Genomic DNA, 2,296 nt, shown 5'->3' on the forward strand with positions numbered 1-2,296 from the left:
GACTCTTTTTAGGGTCTTTTTTTATTGTTAATACTTCTTCTGTTATCCAATATTCATACTTTGCCATATCAGCATCTCATTTTGCTTGTTTTAGGAATAAAAAAAGAACACTTTCTAGTGCCCTTTAATATACTTTTATTGGTATTCTAAATTCTTTTGTTTCCATGTTATCAGCTGATAATACTACCTCTATATAAGCTTCTTTTTTAAGTACAACACAATTTTTAAAATTAAATTGCTCTATTCTAAAATTTATTCCTTTATGAATTGTCATATTATCTTTTGGGTGCCATCTAAGCTCACTATTTATTTGTTCAAAGTTATTATTTTCTCCAATATCTACTTCCATATTAATAAATTTTAAACTTAATACAGGGCTTTTGGCAACAATCGCACTTTCATTTTCTATTACAAAATCAACTAAGTTATTACTATGAATTTTAGTATAAATATCAGATTTATCATCTATGATATTTAAATCAAGTCTGATATACCCATTACCATTTTCATAATAATCACCAGCCATATTATTCTCATTATTTCTTCTATATTTTAATATCAATTTAGCTTTTTTATTAGATTCCATAAAAGCTATAATTGATATAATTAAGGCTGCTATTGCTGCAAATGATGCAATTAAAGAAATTAGATTTACATAGTTACCAATAAATTCATTAAAATGATTGAGCATATCTTTTTCTCCTTAAAAACATTACTTTATCTTATTACAATTGTATAATATTTTGTCCATGTATCTTTAATTTATTACACAAACTTATTATATAAAAAAAGACCATCTATCAAGATGATTCTCTAAACTAAGTATCTATGTTTTTGTTTATACTCTGTAACAGCATCATTTCATGCTTCTTGCTCTCTTATTCCTTTTTCTCTAGCAATTCTTTGTGCTATTTTTCTAACTAATTCAGCACTTTTTAATATTCCTATACTAATCACTTCCTTATCTCTACTCTACATTATACCATATAATAAACAATAAAGCTAATTTTTAGTCAAAAGGTTCTAAGATTAGTTTAAATCATTTCTATTAGTTCTTTAATTTTTTTATATGCTTATTTTGTAACTAATAGTGATATTGATATGGCAATAGTAAATAAAGATTTGAATATTTATTTCAATACTTTTAAAAAATGGTACAAATACAAAACATATTCAACAACGATTAGGTCACAGTAAAATAGCTACAACAATGAATACTTACTCTCATATAACACATGAAATAGAAATTTAAACAGAAAATATTTTAGAAGGTATTAGAATATAATTTGCACCGATTTTATAATATGGTGGCAAATCGGTGGCAAATTCATAATTTTTTATACTATTTATCATCTAATTCGTTGAAATTTATCTATTTAGTTACAGGAACTTGAATTTCAGTTACAAACTCCTCTACAATTCCAGTCTCATGTATATCTATCTTGTATATTTCTATAGGGTCAGCAATTATTTTATAATTATTTTCTTCTATAAATTTAAATACCTTTTCCATATATATCTTATTATTAGAATTACTTCCAGCGTAATTTAAAGTTACATAATATCCTTCATCAAAAACTATATTATATACTTTCTCATTGTTTTCTAAAAAGCAAAACACAGATTTAAACTCATTAAATATACCTTTATTAATTGCTTCAGTAGAAAAGGCAGAACCAATATTGTTGTTTCCAAGTATATTAAATCTATCTTCATATTCTTTTTGAAGTTTTTGAATTAAAAAATCAAAGTCTTCATCCCTTTTTATATCAGCATTTAATTCTAAAGCTTTTCTTTTTTCTATATATACAACCTCTATCTCATCTATTTTTGTATTTTGAATTACACTTTCAATTGAACTTAATCTTTTTATAATATTTTCCTTATGGCTTATAAGTTCATATATTTTTTTATCAATTAAATCAAGTTCCTCATTCAAAATATTTTTAGTAGACTCTATACTTCTGTCATCTAGGTATTCTTTTATTTTTTTCATTGGAAAATTCAAGCTTCTAAATTCTTTTATTAAATTGAGTTTCCATATATCTGATATGTTATACATTCTATATCCATTTTTATCTCTAACTGGCTTTAAAATACCAATTTCTTCATAATACATTAATGAATCTCTACCTATTCCATATATTTTAGATATCTCTCCTATTTTATAGTAATCTTTCATTTATATAATAAAATCCTCCATAATCCTATTTTTATTTTAAAATCAACATCATTATTCTCTATAACTATAGTTTTAGAATATACTAAAAAACCTTCTAAAACAATGATACAAAAA

General features: G+C 23.7%; 3 protein-coding genes. 1 reads left to right on the forward strand and 2 read right to left on the reverse strand.

Annotated features, from left to right (window positions below):
* Window positions 1-124: 124 nt before the first annotated feature.
* Entirely contained in the window at window positions 125-691 is a 567-nt protein-coding gene (locus KGF39_RS19225; protein ID WP_054273404.1) for a hypothetical protein, read from the reverse strand.
* A gap of 447 nt (window positions 692-1,138) precedes the next feature.
* On the opposite strand from KGF39_RS19225, the gene KGF39_RS20020 reads away from it, so the two are divergent.
* Window positions 1,139-1,252 carry a hypothetical protein gene (locus tag KGF39_RS20020; protein WP_227823546.1) on the forward strand — a complete coding sequence of 38 codons (114 nt, stop codon included), beginning with the start codon at window positions 1,139-1,141 and terminating at the stop codon, window positions 1,250-1,252.
* A gap of 120 nt (window positions 1,253-1,372) precedes the next feature.
* Here KGF39_RS20020 and KGF39_RS19235 read toward each other — a convergent pair whose 3' ends face one another.
* Window positions 1,373-2,182 carry a MerR family transcriptional regulator gene (locus KGF39_RS19235; RefSeq protein ID WP_227823545.1) on the reverse strand — a complete coding sequence of 270 codons (810 nt, stop codon included), beginning with the start codon at window positions 2,180-2,182 and terminating at the stop codon, window positions 1,373-1,375.
* Window positions 2,183-2,296: the final 114 nt, after the last annotated feature.

The sequence above is a fragment of the Clostridioides sp. ZZV14-6345 genome, assembly GCF_020657775.1.
In the GTDB taxonomy this organism is placed as follows: Bacteria; Bacillota; Clostridia; order Peptostreptococcales; family Peptostreptococcaceae; genus Clostridioides; species Clostridioides difficile_D.

Excerpts from the sequence above, each read along its gene's own strand:
- KGF39_RS19225 (WP_054273404.1), bottom strand. The coding sequence starts at position 691 with ATGCTCAATCATTTTAATGAATTTATTGGTAACTATGTAAATCTAATT.
- KGF39_RS19235 (WP_227823545.1), bottom strand. The coding sequence starts at position 2,182 with ATGAAAGATTACTATAAAATAGGAGAGATATCTAAAATATATGGAATA.